Annotated in this window: 14 protein-coding genes; 11 read left to right on the forward strand and 3 right to left on the reverse strand. The window is 58.3% G+C overall.

The window, feature by feature from the left end; translation table 11 throughout:
• The 4 genes from EN994_RS00930 to EN994_RS00945 all read left to right on the forward strand — a co-directional run.
• Positions 1 to 709 (forward strand): hypothetical protein (locus EN994_RS00930; protein ID WP_206530361.1); only part of this gene is annotated, 709 nt, incomplete at its 5' end.
• Complete coding sequence (locus EN994_RS00935) at positions 709 to 2,025, forward strand: hypothetical protein (protein ID WP_063169428.1); 1,317 nt, start codon at positions 709 to 711, stop codon at positions 2,023 to 2,025. The genes EN994_RS00930 and EN994_RS00935, both read left to right, overlap by 1 nt.
• Positions 2,013 to 3,071: a hypothetical protein gene (locus EN994_RS00940; RefSeq protein ID WP_224571173.1), complete on the forward strand. Its 1,059-nt coding sequence runs from the start codon at positions 2,013 to 2,015 to the stop codon at positions 3,069 to 3,071. Before EN994_RS00935 ends, EN994_RS00940 begins: the two co-directional genes overlap by 13 nt.
• Positions 3,072 to 3,121: 50 nt before the next feature.
• Positions 3,122 to 4,267 (forward strand): DUF4236 domain-containing protein, encoded by a 1,146-nt coding sequence (locus EN994_RS00945; protein WP_095770037.1) that lies wholly within the window; start codon positions 3,122 to 3,124, stop codon positions 4,265 to 4,267.
• Between the two features lie 13 nt (positions 4,268 to 4,280).
• Here the strand turns inward: EN994_RS00945 and EN994_RS00950 are convergent, their stop codons facing one another.
• Both EN994_RS00950 and EN994_RS00955 read right to left on the reverse strand, forming a co-directional pair.
• Positions 4,281 to 5,048, reverse strand: a complete 768-nt coding sequence (locus EN994_RS00950) for a thermonuclease family protein (RefSeq protein ID WP_095770038.1) — start codon at positions 5,046 to 5,048, stop codon at positions 4,281 to 4,283.
• Between the two features lie 97 nt (positions 5,049 to 5,145).
• Positions 5,146 to 5,559 carry a MucR family transcriptional regulator gene (locus EN994_RS00955; protein WP_082826711.1) on the reverse strand — a complete coding sequence of 138 codons (414 nt, stop codon included), beginning with the start codon at positions 5,557 to 5,559 and terminating at the stop codon, positions 5,146 to 5,148.
• A 636-nt stretch (positions 5,560 to 6,195) separates the two neighbouring features.
• Between EN994_RS00955 and EN994_RS00960 the strand changes: the two genes are divergently transcribed.
• From EN994_RS00960 to EN994_RS00990, 7 genes are all read left to right on the forward strand, one after another.
• The gene (locus EN994_RS00960; RefSeq protein ID WP_063169424.1) at positions 6,196 to 11,781 is read left to right on the forward strand and encodes a DUF3320 domain-containing protein; all 5,586 of its coding nucleotides are present in this window, start codon (positions 6,196 to 6,198) and stop codon (positions 11,779 to 11,781) included.
• A gap of 71 nt (positions 11,782 to 11,852) precedes the next feature.
• Complete coding sequence (locus tag EN994_RS00965; protein WP_063169423.1) at positions 11,853 to 13,112, forward strand: DNA repair exonuclease; 1,260 nt, start codon at positions 11,853 to 11,855, stop codon at positions 13,110 to 13,112.
• The gene (locus tag EN994_RS00970; RefSeq protein WP_063169422.1) at positions 13,109 to 16,582 is read left to right on the forward strand and encodes an AAA family ATPase; all 3,474 of its coding nucleotides are present in this window, start codon (positions 13,109 to 13,111) and stop codon (positions 16,580 to 16,582) included. Before EN994_RS00965 ends, EN994_RS00970 begins: the two co-directional genes overlap by 4 nt.
• A gap of 323 nt (positions 16,583 to 16,905) precedes the next feature.
• Positions 16,906 to 18,072: an ABC-three component system protein gene (locus tag EN994_RS00975; protein WP_063169421.1), complete on the forward strand. Its 1,167-nt coding sequence runs from the start codon at positions 16,906 to 16,908 to the stop codon at positions 18,070 to 18,072.
• A complete protein-coding gene (locus EN994_RS00980; RefSeq protein ID WP_063169420.1) occupies positions 18,069 to 18,581 on the forward strand; it encodes a three component ABC system middle component in 513 nt (170 codons plus the stop codon). The genes EN994_RS00975 and EN994_RS00980 overlap by 4 nt, the downstream gene beginning before the upstream one ends.
• Positions 18,582 to 20,555 (forward strand): DUF3732 domain-containing protein, encoded by a 1,974-nt coding sequence (locus EN994_RS00985; protein ID WP_063169419.1) that lies wholly within the window; start codon positions 18,582 to 18,584, stop codon positions 20,553 to 20,555.
• A 24-nt stretch (positions 20,556 to 20,579) separates the two neighbouring features.
• Positions 20,580 to 21,146: a hypothetical protein gene (locus EN994_RS00990; RefSeq protein ID WP_063169418.1), complete on the forward strand. Its 567-nt coding sequence runs from the start codon at positions 20,580 to 20,582 to the stop codon at positions 21,144 to 21,146.
• 905 nt (positions 21,147 to 22,051) lie between these two features.
• Here EN994_RS00990 and EN994_RS00995 read toward each other — a convergent pair.
• A partial coding sequence (locus EN994_RS00995) for a bifunctional hydroxymethylpyrimidine kinase/phosphomethylpyrimidine kinase (protein WP_206530362.1) occupies positions 22,052 to 22,399 on the reverse strand: 348 nt, incomplete at its 5' end.

Consider the following 22,399-nt stretch of genomic DNA (forward strand, 5'->3'; position numbering starts at 1 on the left):
GACCAGGTCTGGCAATGGCCATATCGACGCCAACACGAATTGCCCATTGGACGGACCCTCCAGCCTGACCGCCGTCCTCATCGACGCCACTGATCCAATTTCGGCAACGACGATGGCTGATCTCAAGAACGAGTTCCGAAAGACCATTGGGCAGGTCGAGCCGGGTGGGTATGTGAGGATTTATACCCTGAGCTCGGCGCCTGGTGAGCTGACGGTGATGTTCGATGGATGCAATCCCGGTGATGGGTCGACCGTCGATAGTTGGACCAACAATCCTGCGCGGCGTCAAAAGAAGTGGGAAAACGCCTTCGGCGATCCTTTGAACAAACTTCCCGATGAAATCCCGAATGCGGCTTCCGCGAGCCAATCTCCGATCATGGCTGGAATTCAGAAAATCAAGCTGTCGCTCTTCGATAGCAGCTTGGCCAAACAGGGCAGTCCCAAGCGATTGGTGGTCGCCTCTGACATGATCGAGCATACGACGATTTACTCGCAGTACCGATCGGGACTGGATTACCAAAAATACCTCAACAGCGCCGCCGACCGCACATATGGGACGTCGCTGGATGGGGTGGGCATCACAATTCTTTATATCGATCGGGCAAAGAAGCCATTTCAGACCCTGGATCACGCGGAGTTCTGGACACATTGGGTCCAGAACCATCACGGCGAGTTCGAAAAGCTGGTTGGCTTGGATGGGTTAAACTGATGGCGAGAGCGCACGACAAACCTTTGCTGGATCATCCACGTCTGCCGGTCGTGGTTTTCGCGGCATTGACACTCGGCGGGTGTGTATTCATCGCCATTGCAAAACTCTCAGGCGTAAATCCGATCGTCGCGGCGGTAGCACCGGCCTGCCTGATGTTTTTCTATCTCGGGGTTTCGATCTTTGCTGGAAAGCTACAACTGCACGACGAGCAGACCGGCGATAACCTCTACTATATGGGCTTCCTGTTCACCCTGACGAGCCTTGGGGTCTCGCTGTTTCAGTTTGGAACGGAAGGCTCAACCGACACGATCGTCCAAAATTTTGGCATCGCGATCACGTCGACGATCACCGGTATTGCTCTGAGGGTTTTCTACAATCAGATGCGGCGCGATCCCGCGGACATTGAGCGAACGGCGAGGCACGAACTTGCCGACATGACACGGCGTGTAAGAGCCGAGATGGAAAGCGTAACCAGGGAGTTCGCCGACTTTCGTCGTGTCAGCCATCAAATGCTCGAAGAGGGCTTTGCAGAGATTGCCGAGCAAGCGGCACGCAATGGGGAGCACATTCGATCTGCCCTGGACAATATTGCCATGGAATCGATCAAGCCTGTCCAAGAGGCGTCTGCCAAGCTCAGTGACGCGTTGCAGCACAATTTCGGGCAAGTCGAAACCCAGTTTGCTTCGATAGCGAACCGCGTTGGAGCTGCAGCGGATTTGCTGGATAAAGCCAACAGCTCGATGTCCAACTCTGTTGGAAAGCTCGGTAATCAAGCCGACAATATGGCTGCCAAGCTGGAAAAGGTGGTTGTTCCTGATGAGGTGCTGAAGAACGATCTGGCGCCGATGGTCAAGCTCCTGGGTAATGCTGTCGCACAATATGCGATAAAAACCGAAACAGCCTCGCAAGAGCAGCAAACGCGGATGACCGGTCTTGCCGACGCAGTGATCAAGGTGGCGACTGGAGTGGAGAGAGCGGCAGCGGCCGCAGAAAAGACCGCAGAAACTGTCCAAGCGCAGCAGCGTTTGACTGAGGAGTTCATGGCTGTGATGCAGAAACACAGCAATGAAACACGCGGCCTCGTCGCAACCCTTACACAACATAGCCTCCCGGCCGTGCGCACTCCCCAGCCTCTGAGCAATGCGATAGCGAACGATGTCGAGCGAGTGGCGGCACCTTCCACTGTTGCCTCCCCTGTGGAGACGCCAATCAAGGTTTCGGATGACACGGAGGGCGACACCTTCCGATCGTTAAGCAGTCCGGCGGAGGTGGAGAAGGGTGAACCGCCAAAGAGAGCAAGTTGGTGGGGCAGGTGAGTGAGGTTAGCGGAACAGCCATTACGTTTGAGCGCAAGGGCTATGGCCGCGGCCTGATACTCGGCCTGACGATGGCTGAGACGATGCTGCTTCTCGTTTTCTGCCTTTTGCTTGCTGCAGGCGCGCTCATCGCCAAGACAAAGAAAGAGGCTGCGGCAGCGCAGAAGATTGCGCAGTCCCTCAATGAGAACGCTCGCAAGCTTGACGAGGAAAACAAGCGGTTGCTGGCTCAGCTGAATGCCATGGTCAAGCCTGCAAGTCGACGCAATGTACCAGATCAAGAATGGCGTGAATTGGTCCGGGCCAAAGAGGCCGCAGAGGCAATCAAAAAAGTGGGACTGACCCTTGAGGAAGCGGTGAAAAGCGCGCCGGCCGCCAAAGTCCTCTCTGACAACGACGTCGACGTTGATCAGGCCAAAGCCATGATCGAGAAGATGAAGGTTCTGCGCGAGCTCGGCTACGTTGGCACGGGCAAGACGTCCAAGGATCTTGCTGACGCACTGAAGAAGGCAAGGAACGAGGCCTCTGCTGACAAGCCACACGATTGGCCACCGATCATCAGTCTTAGCGAGCTCGATGGCTATAATTTCGATACTGGAAGTGCGGAGCTTTCCGGTGGCTTCAAAACGAAGTTGCGGCAGATGTCGAAGACCATTGCTGGAATTGCAACTTCCTATGGTGTGGACGTCATTGAGGTGATTGGCCACACGGACGAGCAGGCGATGTCCGGTGACTCATCGAATATGGACAGAGGCCTTCAGCCCGTACTGGCGCGCAAGATGGACATTGGCACACTCCATCCTGCCGACAATGCCGGGCTTGGATTAGCGCGAGCGATCTCCGTCACAGGCATCCTGCGCGATATGCCGGAACTGAAAGGCTTCACCATCCTGCCAATGTCCGGCGGCCAGTTGATATTGCCTGGCGACCGGCTCACCGACGGCGCACAGGCCGGCGACGTCAAGGCGAGGAGGCGAATTGAGATCAGGGTCAGGCAACGTTCGCGAGAGACAGATATTGGACTGGTTCCGGTACCAAAGTTGTGAGGCGAACTGCCCTTGGGTTTCGCTCACAGGGCTTGGGGGGGATTGCGGGGATGGGGTTTTACGTTCGAAAATCGATTAGTGCGGGACCTTTCCGCTTTAACTTCTCGTCTGGCGGGGTTGGCGCGTCCGTTGGCGTGCAAGGTCTTCGTATCGGGACTGGCCCACGAGGGCATTATATTCATGCAGGCGTCGGCGGTCTCTACTACCGAGGCACTTTGGGAAAGCGCAGCGCCAAGCAGACGCTGCAACTGTCTGAATTCCCATCTGGGCCAAAGCCCCATCCAACATCCTCACCCGTGGAATATGTCAGCGGTGGCGTCGTGATGAGAGAAATCGAGTCCGCCGATGTGATCGAGATGCGTGATGAGACATTTGCCAATGTGCTTGATGAAATCAATGCGAGGCAATCGCAGACGCGAATGTCGCTCATCCTGGCCGTGCTGTTTGGGATCGCCGGATTGATCGCAGGCGCAATGCTGGGAGGTGGGGTGGCGCTGATCGGTATTGCTGCCTTTTTGCCGGGCATGCTTATTGGCAACTGGTTGGACAGCTACCGCCGGGTGAGCGTGCTCTACTATGATTTGGAGCAGGACGCGGAGGCGGCCTACGGGCGACTTGTCGCCGCCTTTGACACGCTCACACGCTGCGCGGCGAGTTGGCATGTCGCGGCTGGTGGCAAGATAGAGGATCTGACGACTTGGAAGCGCAATGCGGGAGCCACGATGTTGGTCGATAAAAAGTCGACGACGCTCCAAGCTTCCTTGCCGACGGTTGTTCGCAGCAATGTCACACCACCGTCGATACACGTCGGCCGGCAAATCCTTTATTTCATGCCAGACATGATTTTGGTGAAGGACGGAAACCAGTACGGTGCCGTTGGGTATGGAGACCTCAGGACGCAATTTGCCCCCAGCAATTTTATTGAGACCGGCAAAGTTCCATCTGATGCTGAGATCGTGAGCTATACCTGGGCTCATCCCAATAAGAATGGCGGACCCGACAAACGCTTCAGAGATAATCGGCAGATCCCTGTCTGTCGCTACGAAGCCTTGCGGTTTTCTAGCCCATCCGGGCTCAACGAGCTGGTGGAATTTTCCAAGACAAACGTCAGCCAGCCCTTTTGCCAGGCTCTATTGGCACTCGCGCAAATGCACCGAAACGCTGGTGGCCAGTCCGGCTTGCTGAAAGCGCGCTAAGGAATTGGCTTGGTCAGCAAATGCCTTCGCACGGAATTCCGTCGCCGTCCCGGTCCAATTTGGGTCCCCAGCTACAGTTATTGAGATACCAGCGCGCCTCATCGCATGAGGAGATTTGCTTACAATAGCGACGCGGTTGACACGAATAGCTCTGAGCTATTTGGCGACGGCCTGTAAGGCCGTAGGATGTGTCATTACCGGGTTTATTGTTGGCTGCATGTGTTGCTCGCCAATCCCAAGGGGCTGTGAAAGTGCCAACCCAGATGCCAATCTTGGCCCTTTGGGCATCTGCCTGTTGTGACGCGTAACTACCATGGCTGTATCGAGGCCAATCCAGGGCATAACCCTGTTCGACCATCCAAGACGCAATGCTAGCACCGTCCGCCCGCTGACAATCACCAACGAAGCGGTTGTAACGATCCCACGAAACAAAGTTGCACTGGATGGGTCGGGATTGACTGAGGAAGATGTCCAGTGCTTCTGCGGATTTGCGGCCGCATGGGTATTCTTGCCCGCTTGCGTCGCTGCAGTTTTGGCTGCTTTCAGGTGCGTCGATGCCATTGAAACGAATACGCTGTCCGTGGATCTCGATCGTGTCCCCGTCAACGATGGACGCTACGCCGACGATAGGCTTCGGTTTTGACCCGAGTGCGCTTGCTGTATTGGGTCCCGCGATCTGGTTGCCCCACCCTGTAAAGTAGGAGGTGACATAAGCGCCCACTGCTAGCGTGATCACCAGGATCGCGGCTAATGATTTATGTGAAAAGAAACGCTTGCGCATAATTGAAACCCGGCCGCGTCTTGGCCGCGAGCTGCGGCGATGGGAATAGCGATCGCGATTCAATTTTCGATCCTTTGCGAAGCTGCCAAATGTTTTGCTAGCGCGTCTTTGACTTCTTGGCTGCTGCTTTCTTGGGCGCGGCTGCTGTGCGACCGAGGCCAATCGATTTTGCCAATCTGGAGCGATTGGCTGAATAGTTAGGCGCGACCATGGGGTAATCGTTGGAGAGGCCCCATTTTTGGCGATAGGCGTCGGGCGTCAGTCCAAAATGCGTGTTCAAGTGTCTCTTGAGGGACTTGAACTTTTTGCCGTCTTCGAGGCAGACGATGTAGTCTGGAGTGACTGAGCGCTTGGGGTTGACCGCGGGAACTTGGTCGGGTTTTTCCGGTTCGGACGGCTGGCCGATACGCGCTAATGACGAATTGATGCTGGCAATAAGGTCCGGCAATGAGGAGACCGGCACTGAATTCTTGCTCACATAAGCCGCAACGATATCGGCGGTAAGCTCCATCAGCGCGGTGGCCGTATTTTGGATTTCGTCAGTCACTTCATGGCTCCGGACTTCTGCAGTGAAATCCCGATCTATTACTTATCGGCTAAAAAAACCAGTAGAGGGAGGATACTAAATGCCAGGCGCTAATAGTGATGAATGTTAAAGCGCCAATCAGAATGCGGAACCACGAGAGACGGTGGATTGATTGGGCGCGGCGTTTTCTTTGTATGACCAGGAAAGCGGCTTGAGGCTCACAGGCGGATGCATTTAGATTTGGACGAGTAGGACCTACGCATGACATTTTCGAAAGACCCGCCGCCGGAGGTTAAGCCCCAGAAGGATAAGGCAAAGACTGGATCTGAATTGGACCGCGTTCCAAGTGCGGGAGCCATTCGGGTCCGCAACGGACTCTCTGTGTCAGAAAAAGACATTGTGGAGGCGGCTAAATACGGGGGCAGGGAGCGAGAATCCTCGTCGGATAGCGACTAGGCAAAGGGGGCCAAGAATGCAGGCTCTGACCCATATCACACGTCGCAATATTGGACGGTGTCCAGAAGTGATCGCAGTCGTTTCTAATTGAACACGGCTGTTTTTTCTTGCGCGAACGCTCTACGCGGGCTCTAGCTGGTTCTCCTTTCAAAGGGGATGTAAGTCTTGGACGTAAAACAGTCAGTCTTCCAAAGCGATCTCCCTCTAAAGGAGAAACTCGAGCGCGCCAGGATGGAGTTGCTCGATCTTTCCGCCCGCAATCGACTTTTGAATGTGCCGCGGTTTTCCAAGAGCGCGAAGACGATCGATATCGTCGATGAGAAGTCGTCCGAAATTTATCGATTGCTGGTGACCGAAGGAAAGGCTTTTACCTTCCTGGCCGGCAAGCCCGATAGGCCGAAAGCGGGCCAGGATGAAAGCAGCCCTCCAGACGAAGAGATCGACTATTCCCCCGTCGCTCTCGCCCAACCAGAGGACGATGGAGTCGATAACAGAGGGATATCCGCGCGGCACTCGGACACCAAGCTGCAGACGCGTATGACCCCAACTGGGCTGCAGCGGCGGCTCCTTGATCTCTACCATGATGCCCGCACACTCGAGGAAGAGCAGGGCGTCAATATCCTCTTTCTGGCCCTTGGAATGCTGAAGTGGATTGACCCGAACAACAAAGAGAACATCCGTCAGGCCCCCCTCATTTTGGTGCCGGTTCGGCTTGAGCGAGGGGCCGCTGGAGAAAAATTCCGCCTACGAGCCCGGCCGGAAGATCTTACCGCAAACCTCTCCTTGGAACTCTATCTCGACCGCATTCACAAGCTCGCTCTGCCGCGTTTTGAGGTGGGAGATGACTTCGACGTCTCGGCCTATCTCGATGCCGTTGCCGAAGCAATTTCGACCAAAGAGGGTTGGGAGGTGCTTCGCGACGATATGGTGCTCGGCTTCTTCTCGTTTGCGAAGTTCTTGATGTACCGTGATCTGGATCCGGATCTCTGGCCCGATGGCGCAAAGATTATCGAACAACCGAAGATCCGCTCGCTTCTTTCAGATGGTTTCGAAACACGCGAGCCGCTTATGTCGGACGACATAGCGATTGATCCGCACATTGCGCCCGCCGAAATGTTGCATATCGTCGACAGTGACAGTTCTCAGACACTGGCGATCCATGACGTCAGAAAAGGTCGCGACCTCGTTATCCAAGGTCCGCCTGGGACAGGAAAATCGCAGACGATCGCAAACATTATTGGGTCGGCCGTTGCCGACGGAAAGACCGTGCTGTTCGTGGCCGAAAAGATGGCAGCGCTGGAGGTCGTCAAGCGACGGCTTGACACTGCTGGGGTGGGGGACGCCTGCCTTGAGCTGCATAGTAACAAGGCGAACAAGCGCATGATGCTAGAGGAGCTGCGGCGAACCTGGCAACTCGGATCGCCCAGGGGCCAGCTTCCTTCTTCCCTAACTGATCGCTTGCTGGAGGCTCGCGATAAACTCAACGCACATGCTGCACGAATGCACGTTGCGTTCGGAGCGTCCGAACTCACTCCTTATCAGGTTCTCGGCCAGCTAACCCGACTAAGGCAGGTCGGTCAGAAACCAGTGGACATCGAACTTACGGATGCCACAAGCTGGACAACTGACGGCGTTTCGCAACGTCGCAAATTGCTCGATGAGGTCTCTCAGCGGATCAACGAGATCGGCTTGCCGATCCACCACCCGTGGCGGGGAGTTGGCCTGGATGTCGTTCTTCCAACGACCATTGAGAGGCTCGTCCCACGCATCGCGGCGTTGCTGGACCAAGCCAAGGCACTGCACGCCAAACTGGTCGGTATCGCTGAGCGGATCAAGGCCGAGCCTCCGAAAATTCTCAGCGACAGCGGCGAGATAGAAGATCGCGCTGAGCTTCTCGCGTCCGCGCCTGGACTTCCTGCCGAGGCGCTCGTCTCGCCGGTATGGGATGAGCGTCCGAAAGACATTTCATCGCTTCTCTGGTCAGGAACGGATTTCGCCCGCAAGTCCGAGGAACTTTCGGAGCAGTTGGCGGCAACGGCTATCGACACGCCAATTGAAGGTCTCGAGACAGAGCTTGCAAAGCTTCCCTCGGAATTTCCGAAAGATGGTTTCCATCGTGCGCGACAGCTCACCATTCTGCTCCCACGCTTGAGGGAAGAAGCTGAGCGCCTGAATCAGGAACTCGGATCGGCGATATTGCCAGACACGTTGGCAGGCTTGCTCAGGCTGGCCGTGACCGGCGAGCGAGTAGCGGCAGCACCTGACGCAAGTCCGGAGGCCTTCGCAGCCACCGTTTGGGACTCCGGACTTGAGCAGGCAGGCGACCTTGCCGACAGCGTAGCGACGCTTGAGGCTGCCAGAGCCGACCTTCAGGGCAAGGTTGTTGACGCGGCGTGGAGCACCGAGGTGGCCGCGGCGCGGCAGGCGCTCGCCACACACACGGGAATATTGAAAGCATTGAACGGCGACTACCGTCGCGCCACAGCACTTGCGCGGACTATTGTGGTCGACCCTAGCGCGCCTGCGACGCAGATAGTTGGTCTCCTCGACCTTTTGATGAAGGGTCAGGCTGCCGCAGCAAGAGTCCGCGAAGGCGACGCTTTTGGCCGTTCCGCCTTCGGGGCAGATTGGCGTGGGGAGCGATCGGCTTCCGCGCCACTGCTCGCGCTAGTGGAGTGGATGCGGACTCTACGAGGGCTAGGCCCCGAACCTCGGATTATCGCCGGCCGGATGGCGGAACGCTCCGAGGCCGGTGCGCGTGCAGCGCGCGTTCGCAAGGTTATCGAAATCGGTCGGCCAATTATCGAAGGTTTCTGGAACGATCTCGGGCACCTCGCGTCATCCATGCTAGGCGACGTGGCTTCCGCCGAGCGGGCCTCGCTGCAACTGATGGAAGCGAAGGCGAGCACTGTAGCTCAAGCCGATGATGCGTCACGACAGGTTCTGACTGACGTTCCGGATCTAATCACTGAGCGGGTGGAGCTACTGCGCCGACTAGGCAGACTACAAGCACTTGCTCAAGGGATCGATGCGGGAGAGAGCCTTGGCAAGTTCGTATTCGGCTCGTCGTGGCACGGTCGAGGATCCGATTGGGCCGCTCTCACGCAAGCCGAGCTTTGGCTGAAAGAAAATGGCTCGATCCGACATCTGGCTGCGCGGTTGCCTGAAAGAATCGAGATCGCAAACTCGGCACGTTCAGCACGTGAAGCGGCCCAAGCGGCAGCGCGGGAATTGAAGGCGCTTACAGGGGATTTGAAAGCCGATGCTCCCTCCTTGTTTGGAGTAGTCGATTTTCCGGACGTCGCGATAGGCGAGGTCGTTTCTCGGCTGCAGGGTTGGCTCGATCATCAGGAGCAGCTCTCGAAATGGGTTGCCTATGAAGAGCGATCCGAAACGGCCCGAAAGGCTGGACTGGGACAGTTGATAGACGGCCTAGCCAACGGCCAGATTACAACAGGATCGGCTCGATCAGTTTTTGATATGGCCTACTACGAACGAATGTTTCTGGCGATGGCGACCGATGAGCCGGAGCTGGCAAGGTTCGACGGGGAACTGCATTCCAGGGCTGTACGTGACTTCGCAGATCTGGACCGCCAGCGCATCAAGGCCGGCGCCATCGAAGTTGTAACGGCTCATCACCGGAAAATTCCTTCAAGAGACGGCGGAGCTGGACCTGTCGGACTGCTTCGTTCTGAGATGGCGCGCAGACGAGGCCACATGCCCATCCGGCAATTGATGCAGAAGGCAGGCCCTGCCATCCAGGCGCTGAAGCCAGTGTTCATGATGAGCCCGCTTTCGGTGGCGCAATTCCTGTCGCCCGGCCGGATGTCCTTCGATCTGCTCGTGATGGACGAGGCGTCTCAGATCCAGCCCGTGGACGCACTTGGCTCGGTCGCCAGGGCCAGTCAGGTGGTCGTCGTTGGCGACGAACGCCAACTGCCACCCACGACATTCTTCGCGAAGATGACAGGCTCGCAGTCTGAAGATGACGAGGGTGAGGGCGCGCAGGTCGCCGACATTGAAAGCATCCTCGGCCTGTTCACGGCCCGCGGCTTGCCGCAGCGTATGCTGCGCTGGCACTACCGTAGCCGTCACCAATCTCTAATCGCAGTATCGAACAGCCAGTTCTACGAGAACCGGCTTTTCATCGTGCCAAGCCCTTATACCCAAGAGGCAGGTATGGGGTTGCGGTTTCATCATGTGCCGGAGGGGGTCTTCGATTCCGGCGGCACAGGAACCAATCCGGTAGAGGCGAGAGCAGTAGCGGAGGCGATCATCCGTCATGCGAAGGTGAACCCGCAAGAGACTCTAGGCGTTGCAACATTTTCGGTTAGCCAACGCCGCGCGATCCAGGATGAACTCGAAGCGCTGCGGCGACTAAATCCCGACACCGAGGAATTCTTTCACGCTCATCCAAGCGAGCCATTCTTCGTCAAGAACCTCGAAAATGTTCAAGGCGATGAGCGCGACGTGATCATGATCTCGGTGGGGTATGCCAAGAATGCCCAGGGATACATGGCCATGCGTTTCGGCCCTCTTGGCGCGGAAGGCGGCGAGCGTCGGCTCAACGTCCTCATAAGCCGCGCCAAGCGCAGCTGCGAAGTATTCGCGTCCATCACAGACGAGGACATCGACCTGGAGCGTGGCAAAGGGAAAGGCATCTTCGCCTTCAAGCTCTTCTTGCACTACGCGAGAACAGGGCGAATTTCGCTTGCCCAAGTCACGGTTCGCGAAATGGATTCAATCTTTGTAGAACAGGTAGCCAACGCGCTGATCGAAATGGGTTATCAGGTTCATGCTCAAGTGGGCATTGCCGGCTTCTTCATCGACCTCGCAGTTGCGGATCCAGAGAGGCCAGGCCGCTATATTCTTGGCATCGAATGCGATGGCGCAGAATATCACTCATCTCGCTCGGCCAGAGATCGAGACCGGCTTCGGCAGTCGGTTCTGGAAGACCATGGTTGGATCATCCATCGCATCTGGAGCGCTGACTGGTTCCAACGGCCTCGTGAGCAGCTGGAGCGAACCATACTAGCGATTGAGGCCGCCAGAAAAGAACTCGATGAGCGGGCCGAATTGGGGGTCCAGAGAAATCGAGCTGTAGCCGTGCAGGTTGTTACGGTCGACCGAGGCAACGTGACGGAAATCGGTCTCGAAAGCACAAACGGATCCGAGACACCCAATCGAGCCTACGAAGAGGCCGAACTAAAGCGACCGGGATCGTTCGAACTCCACGAGACGCCCAGCGGAATCATGGCCGGACTGGTCGAGCAGGTCGTGGCTACAGAAACGCCAATCCATGTCGACGAAATAGTTTCGCGTATTCGGGACGCCTGGGGTCTGCAGCGGGCCGGTGGCAGGATTCAGGATGCAATCGAGCGGGGGGTAAGCATAGCACAGAGAGGTGGTTCAGTAGCCCGTCGAGGCAACTTCTGCTTCAAGCCAGGTGTTCCTGTTCGTCTCAGGGATCGCAGTGGGGTCGTGTCCGCTGGATTGCGCAAGCCCGAAATGATTGCGCAGGACGAGGTCGCCCAAGGCGCTATGGAAGTCGTGAAATCCAACCTCGGTGCGACAGAGGAAGAAATCGCCACAGGCGTTGCCAGGATGCTGGGCTTCAAAGCCACAAGCGCACAATTAAGGCAGCTGATTTCAGCTGGGGTCGCCGATTTGGTTGCCAAAGGAGTGTTACGGTCCCAAGACGGCTTGTTGGTGGCCGGCGAATCCGCGAGCGAGAAATTAGCTGAAGTGTAACGGGGCGCTGCAGCGCCCTCGTTGCAATTTCTGTCGAAGCTCGGAACACCTCTTTTGCTGGCGGAGGCCGAATGGCATTTCGATTCGTACACACGGCCGATATTCATCTCGACTCGCCGCTTCGTTCGCTGGCGATGCGAAATCCCGATCTTGCCGGGCTGGTGGGCGACGCCAGCCGCCAGGCATTCGTTTCGATAGTGGATCTCTGCCTTGAGGAACGTGTGGCCGCGTTGGTCATTGCTGGCGACCTATACGATGGCGACCAGACTTCAATGAAGACAGCGCGGTTCTTGGGCGCGCAGATGACACGCCTGCACCAGGCCGGCATCATGGTTTTCAAGATCCGCGGTAATCATGACGCCCTGTCGCGGATTTCCAAACAGCTGGTATTTCCCGACACCGTTACCATCTTTGGTGGTCGTGCTCAGTCGGTATTGCAGACAGCCGGCGGTCTGGACGTCGTATTCCATGGTTTGAGCTTTGCGAACCCTAAGGCGCCGGACAGCCTGTTAACCAAATATCCGGCGGCTCGTGAAGGGGCCGTCAACATAGGCATCATGCATACCAGTCTGGCTGGATCGCCAGGTCACGACGTTTACGCGCCCTGCAGCATCGCTGACTTGCACGCCCACGGTTTCGACTATTGGGCCCTCGGCCACATCCATGCTCGCCAAGTCCATCCTGGCGCCAGTGCCGTGGTGATGCCGGGAATACCGCAGGGGAGGGATATCAACGAGGCCGGTGAGAAATCAGTCACCCTGGTGACGGTGCGCCACGACCGTTCGGTGGAGATCGAGGAACGGCTGACCAGCGTTGCGCAGTTCGAACGGGTGAGCGTCGACCTTACCGGAGCGGTGGAGTGGCCCGAGGCCGTCGCGCGTGTTCGCTTCGCACTCGAAGAGATGCGGGCAACCGTCCGATCGCGTCATGCTGTGGCTCGCATTGGCCTGACAGGAACGTCACCACTGATGTGGGCGCTGATCCGCGACAGGGACCTCCTTCTTGCCGAAGCCGAACAGGCTGCGGAACAGCTAGGCCATACGTGGGTGGAGAAGCTCGAGCTTGACCTCGCGCCGCCTCGGACGGAGACCGCCGAGGATATTGCTGATCCGATTTTCGAACTCGAGCAATCAATGCGTGCCGATGCCACCTCGGAGGCCTTCCGCGCTGAGGCGAGGGCGTTCGTCCAAAAGATGGTCGCCGACCTTCCGGCCGACGGGCGGGATTTTGCTGGGACGGACGAAGCCGGGCTGGAACAGTTCCTCGATCAGGTGCTTTCCAAGGGCGCGGACTTGGTGACTGCCCGCCTTAAGGCCGGTGGATCGTCATGAGGTTGCGGCGCCTTGACCTCATTCGTTATGGAAAGTTCACCGATCGTTCGATCGACTTCGGACCCAAACCGGAATCCGGACCTGATCTGCATATCGTGTTTGGCCTGAATGAGGCCGGCAAATCGACTGCGCTTTCGGCCTATCTAGACTTGCTGTTCGGCATCGAGGAACGGAGCCGCTACAACTTCCTGCACGAGTACAGTGCCATGCGCATCGGCGGGGTGCTGGAACTGGCCGGCTCCGAACACACGTTCACGCGTACGAAACAGCGCAGTAATTCGCTATTGAATGCGACGGGCCAACCGGTAAGCGAGGTGGCGATCACGGCGCATCTCGCCGGTCTGTCGCGCGACGCCTACACGACGATGTTCTCACTCGATGACGAGACGTTGGAAGCCGGCGGAAAATCTATCCTGGAGTCGCGGGGCGACCTCGGCAAGCTTCTGTTCACGGCCAGCGCCGGTCTTGGGAACGCAAGTGATACGTTGAACGCCCTCGAGGCCGAAGCAGACGCTCTGTATCGGAAGCAGGCGCATGGAACCGAACTGGCGCTGTTGAAGAAGCGCCTTGTTGACGTAAAGTCGCGCAGGGATGCGATCGACACCCTTGCATCAACCTACGAGGGCCTGGAGGCCGAACGTCTCGATGCAGCGCAGCAGTACGGCCGAACCATCAGCGATCGGGCGGTGCTGGTGGCCAGGCTGGATACCTTTGCTCGTTACGTGCGTGCTGCGCCGATGCTGGCGGATATCCGGCGCAAGATTGCCCGGCTGGATCAGCTGCCGGACATCGCCTCCCCAGCCCGGACATCGACGGGAAGTGTCACCGAACTGATCGATGACGATGCCAGCCTCAGAACGCGGCTGTCCGCAAACATCGACGAGACCGAGCGCCTGGCGGAAAAAGTCACTGCGGTCGACGAGGACGAACCGATCCTGTCGATTTCCGAACGCATTCGCGGGCTGGCGGAGAGCAAGGTGCGCCATACCGCGGCTGGCTTTGACTTGCCCACTCGCAGGATGGAGCTGCAAATCCTCAACAACAGCGTGGCGAGCTGCCTTGCCGCCTTGGGCCGATCTTCCGAGGCGGATCCTGGCGCGCTGCTTCTGCCTGCCGTCACCGTTGGCGTCGTTCGCGCCATGGTCGAGCAGAGGTCCGGGATTGCTACCGGGATGCGTGCCGCTCGCGACGAAGCCGCGGCGGCACTCGATGCGCTGCAGGTGGCAAGGCAGCGGGTCGGCGAGGAAAGGGCGGTGCCCGAACCTGCCAGGGCAAGGCTGGGCTCGGCTTTGTCGAAAGCGCGAGCAAGCGGACACCAGGCAGAGATTAGGACGGCTCGCGAGGCGGAAGATGCGGGAACAATCCGATGGAAGGCGGCGCTCGCGCGCTTGCGTCCATGGAACGGAGATGCCCTCGCTCTCGCCAACGTCGCGGTTCCGAGCGCCGGGCAGATTGCCGCCTGGAAGACGGTAGCGTCAGAACTGGCAAGGAACACCGCCGTACTTGCCGAACGCCTTGCTGAATACGAGGGCAACCATGCCATGCTCGCCGCACGATTGGATGCCCTTCGTGCCTCGGGCGACATTGTCGACGATGAAGCGGCTACCGCCATCCGCCGAGTTCGCGATGATGCGTGGGCAACGCACCGCGCAGCGCTGACCGGTGACACCGCTGACGACTTCGCCGTGGCATTGGCGCGCGATGACATTGCCAGCGCAGGCCGGCTGGCCGGCGCGGCGGATCTGGCTGAGATCCGGGCAACTACGCGCGAGCTGGCCGAGGCCGCGGCCAACCTGTCACGCAACGGCATCCAACGCACACAGCTCGGCAAGGATGTGGATACCCAATTGTTGGAAATCCGCGCGGCCGCCAGGGACCTGCTCGGAGACGCCGTGGAACCTTCGTCTGAGCGCCTGATCGAAAGGATCGAGGATCAGATCGAGGCGCGCAGCGATGCGCTCGCTGCCTGGGAGCAGATCGAACTTGCTCGCTTGAAGGCCGAGCGAGCCGCTGACGCCGGCGAGCAGATACGCTTGGAAATGAGAGCAGTGCTGGGAAGCGTCGGCATTGTATCAGAGTCCAACGACACCCTCGAAGCAATCATGGCCATCGCGGAGCCGTTTCTGGATCGGCAGCGCAAGGTGGACGCCGAGTATGCCGAGGCGCTCAGAATGGTGAGCTCCAAAGAAGAGGATCTAGCGGCACGACGGGTTGCAGTAGGTGTGGCGGAGCGTCGCGAGGAGGAATGGCTGGCCGGCATTACCGAAGCACTCAAGGGAACTTGGCTCGAAAGCGGGCTCTCCGCATCCGGCGTCGGCACTGTGCTCGATCAATTGGCCGAACTTTCAAGAAGCCTGCAGGAACGGGACGACCTGCAGCTGCGTATCGACAAGATGGAGGCCGACAGGGCCAATTTTCTGGTCGAGGTCATCGCCGTTGCGGTTGAAGCCGACGAGCCGACGAAGGATACCGACCCGGAGCAGTTGGCCATCCGCCTTGCCGAGCGCCTAGAGCGTGCCGAGCGGACACGTGAAACGAAGGCAAGCCTCGGCAACGACCTGAAGCGCCTCAAGGAGGCGCGCGACATCCTCGACACTGAGATTTTGGCACACGAACGCCGCAAGAACGAGGTGCTGGGCGTCTTTGGTGTCGCCACTCTGCCCGAGGTAGTCGAACGCGATGAGCTGTTGCGTGAGCGCGATGGCTTGCGCACCACCGTCGCCGAACTTGAGGAACGGATAGTGGCGGAGCTCGCGGTCGACGGATTCGAGCAGGCCCGCTCGATCCTGGACGCGATCGATTTCGACGGCCTCGCGGTCGAGAAGGCTGAGGGTGAGCAGCGGCTTCGCCTGTTCGATGAAACCATCCAGCAACAGCTGATCCGGCAGACGCGCGCGGCCGACAAGCTGGACGCCATCGGCGGTGATAGTGCGGTTGCACGCCTGGATGCTGAACGGCGCACAACCCTGCTGGAAATCGAGGAGAAGGCCGTTCGCTACATAGAGCTGAAGCTTGGCATCATGTCGGCTGGCAATGCTTTGCGGATCTACCGTGAGAGCCATCGCTCCGGCATGATGGCGCGCGCATCAGACGCGTTCAAGCTAATGACGCGTGGCCAGTATTCGGGGCTGACAACCCAGCCTGTAAGAGGTGGTGAGGTTCTCATTGCTGTGCAGGGTGACGGGCAATCCAAGGTCACCGAAGCGCTTTCAAAGGGTGCACGATTTCAGCTGTACCTTGCCCTAAGACTCGCCGGTTATTACGAGTTCGCGCAATTTCGGCCCTCGGTCCCATTCGTCGCCGACGACATCATGGAGACGTTCGACCATATTCGCTCGGAGGAGGTTTTCAGGCTGTTCGGAGCGATGGCAAACACAGGTCAGGTCATCTACCTGACGCACCATAAGCATCTATGTGAAATAGCTGAGGCTGTCGTACCGGGAACGAGGATCCATCAACTCGCACAGTAATTTTCTCCGGAATACGTGAACGAACCAGTGAAGGACGCCGAATTTGACGGCAAGTATGCGCCCAAAGTCAGACGTTCCGGCAAACTTCGCGTTCGTCCAAAAGCGGACATATCGCCCGAGCCATAGACGGCCCCGATGTGCCCATAATGGACGTCCTGCAAATTCATTGTCCTGCCGAATCTGGACTTCGAGAGCTGGCCCTAAACAGCAATTGTATCGCGCCTAGCCGTCCTATCGCCGGGGCGCCAATTGTAAACAACGGCGAACTATACCAATATCGTTACTGGCTTCTTCCGGTGCGACTCGGGAGAACGGGATGGGCAATGAACGCGAAGACGCAAACGGGAAAACACAGCGCCGCTGGCCAATACCTCGGCTATGCGCTTCAACCTGTACGCCTTTGCTTTCACCTGCTCAACGCGCCTAGCGGCGCCTTGGTCTCTCTTGAACATTTAGACGATGTGGCGGTTCACCTGGTCGGCGGCGAAGTCGTTCTTGAGCAAAGCAAGAGCGCACTGAAGCAAAATCCGATATCCGACTGGGCTGCGGACCTGTGGAAGTCTCTGGCCAACTGGCTCAGCTTCATGGCGGCGGGAGAGATCGACCCGGCGACCAGCCATTTCCGGCTATATGTCACACCGGTGAAGGCGGGTGCCTTCGCGATCGCGCTGAACGACGCGAAAACAGATGCCGACGTGGAGGCGCTGGTCGCTAACCTCGCCAAAGCCCACAGCAAGCTGAAAGCTGCACCGGCATGCGACGCCGACGTCCAAGCTTTCCTGAACGCTGATGCGGCTCATTGCGCCGCCTTGGTCAAGAATCTCGCCGTTATCAGCGTCGATGCAGATCCCGTCGATCCGATACGCGCGATCTTCAAGCCGACGGTCTCTCCGCTCATCATCGACCTAGTGTGCGAACGCGCGATCGGCGCTGCGAAGGAGGCGGCGGACAGGCTGATTAGAGCTGGCAAGCCCGCCATCTTGGACGTGGACGCGTTTCAGGCCGAGCAAAGAGCATTTGTTCAGAAGAACAACCTTCCAGGGCTGCTGTCGTCTTTCACCAAGCAACCGCCTGTCGAGGCCATCGAACAATTGATCGCCGACCGTCCCGCCTTCGTCCGCCAACTCGAGCTGATCGAGGTGGGAGACGAAGCGTGCGTCCGGGCTGTTAGCGATTACCTTAGGACGCTCGCCGACATCTCGATCTGGGGCGAAAGCGGGCTAATCTTTGAGAAGAACCTAAGTGACTGGGACGATGATCTTGTCGGTCGCTATGAGCACGTCAGTGCAGAGGTGCACGACATACAGGCCGGACACCCCGCAACGGTTCGTGGTAGAATAGTTTACAGGCGCTGCGCGCAGTTGCAGCCTCCACTCGATGGTCGAGTCGTCCCCGGTCATTTCGTCCACGGATCATTCAACGCCCTTGCCCACGGCCTGCGCCTCGGCTGGCATCCCGACTACCAGACTCTTTTGGAGCCAGCGACTTGATTGAGGCTGGCCGATCGCACCTACCGCTCAGCGACCTCGCCCTTGTCCAGAATCCAGGACTTGGGGCTTTCGCATTGTGGCAATTTGGCCAAGGTTTCCAGGCTGAGGACGAACGTCCAGCGCCGTTCGCCTTGGCGTTTCTCGTGCTGCCAATCGTCCTGCATCGCGCAACGCTCGAAATCGTGACTTCGACAAACCGACCCTCTGGACTGGCGCTCTTCGCGGCCAAGCTCGGGAAGGAACGGGAACAACTCCTCGCCGTCCACGAGCGAGCGCTGCTGCTGCGTACTCTGACATTGCAATCGGCCGCTGTCGGTGTGAGCGGGCGGCTGCTGTCCGTGGATTACAAGGATGCTACTTTAAGAGCAAACGTACCAGAACCGAAACCGAGGAGGCTCGTCCTTCCAGAGCGCGTCAAGCACCTCGGACCTGCCTCGGAGAAATTGGGTTTCTGGTTTTCGAACCTGGGGACCGCGCAGGTGGCCAACCTGTTACGGGTGGAGTTCTAGATGTATTTCCAGCTTCGAAAACTGATCCTTTGGCCCCGCAATGGTGCAGCGCCGCGGGTCGTCAAGTTCGAGCCCGGTGTCGTCAACGTCATCAGCGGCGCGTCGAAGACCGGGAAGTCCGCCGTTATCCCTATTGTTGATTACTGTCTGGGCTCGGAGAAATGCGCGATTCCGGTGGGCGTAATCCGCGAGAACTGCAGCTGGTTCGGCATTCTGATCGAGACGCTGGAGGGCGAAAAGCTCTTGGCGCGACGCGAACCGGGGGACCAACAGAGCACAGGCGACATGGTGCTGCTGGAGGGCGCACAGGTCGAAATTCCGGAGACGATCACCGACAAGACCACCAATGTCGACACGGTCAAGCGCGCGATGAACCGCCTGGCAGGACTGACTGACCTCGACTTCGAACCAGGTACAGAGAATGGATTCAAGCAAAGGCCAAGCTTCCGCGACCTCATGGCCTTCACGTTCCAACCTCAGAACGTGATCGCCAATCCCGACGTGATGTTTTTCAAGGCCGATACGACGGAACACCGGGAGAAGCTAAAGACCATCTTCCCGTACGTTCTGGGCGCGGTCACGGCAAAGATTCTCCAGGCGCGGTTTGAGATCGATCGGCTCCAGCGCAACCTCCGCCGGAAGGAGGCTGAGCTACGCGCGATCGTGTCGGCAACTGGCGCTTGGCGGGCGGAGGCGGAGGCGTGGCTGCGTCAGGCAGTCGAACTTGGCCTAGTCGATTCCTCCACTGAAGTGCCGAAGGACTGGAGTGACGTTGTTGACCTGCTTCGGCGCGTGTCGAACAGCAACTCAAGTCTTGCTCGACCAAGCCTGGCCGGCATCGATGTGGTGCTGACGCGTCTGGAAACCCTTCGTGCGTCGGAAACTGAAATCGCCGCGCGACTTACCGAGCATCGTCAGCGCCTGAACGAACTGCGCCGTCTGGTGGAGAGCAGCGAGGCGTACGGCGACGCCATGCGCATCCAACGTGACCGCTTGGACCTTTCCACGTGGCTGAGGGACTTGGCCGACGAGTTCGCCGATCCGTTGGTCGCACTCGGGGACGGCGGCCGCGAGAAGGTCTTGGCCCTTTGCGACAACCTCGGCGGTCTGGAGATCCGACTGCGGACCCACCCTGCGATGTCTAACACGCTTGACAAGGAAATCCTGCGCCAGCGCGGCGCCGCTGAAGCGGTCCTATCTGAGTTGAACGATGTCCGTAGCGAGATAGCGGTGCTGGAACGGGACTCTGACGTCGCCCGAGACGAGGCCAATCGCTTCGATAGGCTTGAGCGCTTCCTCGGTCGATTGGAGCAGGCGTTGCACGTCTACGACCGCGCCGACCAGTCGTCGGATTTGCGGCAGGAACTCACCTCGCTGCAGGCCGATATTGCAACGCTGCAAAAGACGATCTCCGAGGCCGACATCCAGCGCAAGCTATTCAACGCGTTGCACCAAGTCTCCCATCATGCCAATCGGCTGATTCCGCAGCTTGACGCGGAGTGGCCCGAGGCCCCGATTAGGCTGTTGATTGAAGACCTGACCGTCAAGGTGACTAGGGGAACGCGTGAGGACTACCTGTGGGAGATTGGCAGCGGCGCCAATTGGCTCGCGTATCACGTCGCACTAATGCTTGCGCTGCAGCACTACTTCCTGGCCGAACCTCATCACCCAGTCCCTGGTCAGCTGATCTTCGACCAACCTAGCCAAGTCTATTTTCCTAAGCGGGCGGCGGGCGACGAGGGCCCCGACCTCATCGCGTGGAGGGATCAGGACGTGGTCGCCGTCAGGAAGGTCTTTGCGCTCCTAGGCGCTGAGGTCATGGCCGCGAAAGGTCGCCTCCAGATCATCGTGCTGGATCATGCAGATGAGGACGTCTGGGGCAAGCTTCCCGGAGTCAAGTTGATTGAGGAATGGCGTGGACAGGCCCTCGTGCCTCAGGCTTGGATTGCCGCCGCATCTTCCAACGGTGGATAATAATCTGCTGCCAGAGGAGAAGGCATGGCGAACGTGGACGAGATCAACCGTCTGACGGCCCTTGGCTTGAACGTCATCACAGCCATGGATGTCGCGGAAGGAAAACTAGACGAAGCCTTCGAGGTCGCCCGCGCTCAGGAGAAACGCAAGGTCGACATCTGGTGCAAAGGAAGAAAGAACATTCCGGTTGCACTGACTGCGATATGGGACTGCGATCCTGCAAACTTCTATCTCGCGTTCGACGGCGATGATCCCAGCGACCACGCTTCGACGGATTTCATTCTTATCGACGCTGATGTCACTGACGTTGGCGGCAGGCTTACCTACGCCGCCAGCAGGGACAAGGGTCCTTGGCATCAACGTTACAAGAGCAAGAGCTGTGGGATCGCCTACCGATGGCTGCATGGCCGCGGTGTCACACCGCCTTTGCTCGGCGAGTACCAAGGCCAAGTTCACATCGTAGGAGGCATGCACCGCTTCCATCTTGCCAAGCACTATGGGACGACGCGCATGCCATTCCTCGTCCGGAGGGCCGAACTAGCCGCAGTAATGGCGTTGATCCCCTCGGCGACCGACACCGCCAACTCGTAATGGCGGGGACTGCAGAAAAGAAGCGAATGAGTTGCGAACTTACCGGGATCACTCCCCGAAAGCTGACCGACGGCTTCCGGCCCCGTTGCGGCCATTCTTACTCCCGCACTTTGGCTTTTCCAGCGCTAAACCGGCCTTGGGCGATGAATGGAAACGGTCAGATGTTCCCGGTCTGTGCTCGAAAAGTCGCATAAAAGGGCAGACTGGTGTGACGTCCGGAATTATTGGGCCTTTCACGGGTTTACCGGTCCCGAATTATCGGTTGCTGGCGGGCGGGCTATGCGATTGAAAACAGGAGAGTTTTCTGGCTAAGGGTGGGGTTTCAGACTGAGTTTACCAATGCCCTTAATGACGATTAATTCTGGATTGGCATCAGGTGATTGGGTTTGCGCAGAATATAGCCGCCCTTATTGGTAAACCCGCTCACGGTCGACAACGGATTGGTCAACCTAGGACGACAGGATTGGTAAACCGGAGCCGCCCTATCGACGAAGGTCTAGCTTGGCGCATTCACTGTCGCCGGTAGGCAGATATTCGGGCGACAATCGGGACCAGCGTGCGACGCCGCCAAGCGTGAGACACGTCGGCTACGCCGCAAATCGACACGGTTTGACCGGGCGCAATACCGCACCGATCTTCTAATCTCGGCTTAATTCCGGAGAGAGGCAGATAATTCCGGACGCCACACTGATTGGTAACCTAAGGCCACCCACCACGCGGATTGGTAGCCCACAGGAATAGGTTTGGTAACCCTTATCGAGTGAGGGCCGCTCGTACCTTTCGGCGGGTTCGTTTTAGTTCTAAGCCCGGCTTAATTCTGGACAACGACAGATAATTCTGGACGGCACAGTGGAACTCAACGCGTTGTAAGGATGGCATAGAGAAGCAGTAGCCCTCCAGTCTCGCTACTGGAAAAATTCTGGAAAATGGGTCTGCTTGGCTGGACGCAGAACGTTGTGATTATTCAGCCGGCATTTCTGAAGCTTCTCGAACACAAACAGCTTGCCTTCGCGCACGCTATCTTCGAGCGACTTCGCCTTCGCCAGATGCGCCGCAATCGCGCTGGCCAGCATGCAACCTGTTCCGCGCATCGATATAGCAAGGCGCGGCGTGTCGAAGTGGATGGGTTCATGATCGGAGCGTAACAGAATATCGGCCGATCGGGGACCCGACGCGTGCCCACCCTTGATCAGCAGGGCCTGAGGGCCGACGGCCTGCAGTCTTTGTCCTTGTTGGAGCGCACCGTCCTCATC

Source organism: Mesorhizobium sp. M7A.F.Ca.CA.002.09.1.1, assembly GCF_003998555.1.
GTDB lineage: Bacteria > Pseudomonadota > Alphaproteobacteria > Rhizobiales > Rhizobiaceae > Mesorhizobium > Mesorhizobium ciceri.

What these genes read in the sequence shown, in the direction of transcription:
- EN994_RS00935 (WP_063169428.1), top strand. Translation starts at nt 709, where the DNA reads ATGGCGAGAGCGCACGACAAACCTTTGCTGGATCATCCACGTCTGCCG.
- EN994_RS00955 (WP_082826711.1), bottom strand. Translation starts at nt 5,559, where the DNA reads ATGGAGCTTACCGCCGATATCGTTGCGGCTTATGTGAGCAAGAATTCA.
- EN994_RS00975 (WP_063169421.1), top strand. Translation starts at nt 16,906, where the DNA reads ATGAACGCGAAGACGCAAACGGGAAAACACAGCGCCGCTGGCCAATAC.
- EN994_RS00945 (WP_095770037.1), top strand. Translation starts at nt 3,122, where the DNA reads ATGGGGTTTTACGTTCGAAAATCGATTAGTGCGGGACCTTTCCGCTTT.
- EN994_RS00970 (WP_063169422.1), top strand. Translation starts at nt 13,109, where the DNA reads ATGAGGTTGCGGCGCCTTGACCTCATTCGTTATGGAAAGTTCACCGAT.
- EN994_RS00965 (WP_063169423.1), top strand. Translation starts at nt 11,853, where the DNA reads ATGGCATTTCGATTCGTACACACGGCCGATATTCATCTCGACTCGCCG.
- EN994_RS00985 (WP_063169419.1), top strand. Translation starts at nt 18,582, where the DNA reads ATGTATTTCCAGCTTCGAAAACTGATCCTTTGGCCCCGCAATGGTGCA.
- EN994_RS00990 (WP_063169418.1), top strand. Translation starts at nt 20,580, where the DNA reads ATGGCGAACGTGGACGAGATCAACCGTCTGACGGCCCTTGGCTTGAAC.
- EN994_RS00950 (WP_095770038.1), bottom strand. Translation starts at nt 5,048, where the DNA reads ATGCGCAAGCGTTTCTTTTCACATAAATCATTAGCCGCGATCCTGGTG.